Source organism: Vibrio sp. 378 (assembly GCF_033339435.1).
The window spans coordinates 1-851 of record NZ_JAWOUO010000312.1 but is presented as its reverse complement, the minus strand read 5'-3'; the positions used below and the strand labels follow the sequence as shown (position 1 = coordinate 851).

At 47.1% G+C, this 851-nt stretch carries 1 protein-coding gene; it reads right to left on the bottom strand.

Annotation, left to right across the window (positions count from 1 at the left end; translation table 11 throughout):
• Positions 1 to 851: ATP-binding cassette domain-containing protein (locus R7Q48_RS25925; protein WP_318133046.1), on the bottom strand; the 851-nt coding region annotated here is incomplete at both ends.

The window sequence follows — 851 nt, the reverse complement described above, 5'->3', positions numbered from 1 at the left end:
GTTTTTGCTTGGGATAAAGTGAGGCGTCACCAAAAATTTCACACGAATGTCTTCAGCGTTGAGCAATTCCGACGCTTTCTCATCAACGGGGGTTTTGCTTCCTTTCGGAATCGAGTTAATCAGCATTTTGGTGTATTCATGCTGAGGTTCAGAAAACAAGTGCTCATTAATGCCTTCTTCAACGACCTCACCTTTACACATCACCAACACACGATCGGCAAAGTGTTTCACCACGCCTAGGTCATGGGTGATAAATAAAATAGCCATCCCCATTTTTGCTTGAATCTCTTTAATCAGCAGTAGCACTTCCGCCTGAACGGTAACGTCAAGCGCGGTTGTCGGCTCATCGGCAATTAAGATGTCTGGTTCGTTGATCAGTGCCATGGCAATCATGATGCGCTGTAACTGACCACCAGAAAACTCATGGGGATACTTATCATAGGCTTGTTGCGGGTTCGGCAAATGAACCAAATCAAACAGTTCAAGCACACGTTCTTTGGCTTTGCGCTGATTGACTGAGCGATGACACATTATGGCTTCCGCCACTTGAATACCGACCCGCATGTACGGATTCAGTGAAGTCATCGGCTCTTGGAATATCATCCCGATGCGATCGCCGCGAATGCGCTGCATTTGTCGCTCAGTTTTGTCCAGAATGGATTCGCCTTCAAACATGATCGACGAGTCTGGATGGACAATGGCGTTGGCTGATAGCAGCTTCATTAAAGCGTTGGTGGAAACTGATTTGCCGGAACCAGATTCGCCGACGATAGACAGCGTTTCACCCGCTTGTAGCTCGAAGCTAACATTCTTTACTGCATCGACGATCCCATCGTTTGTCGTAAAGCTGA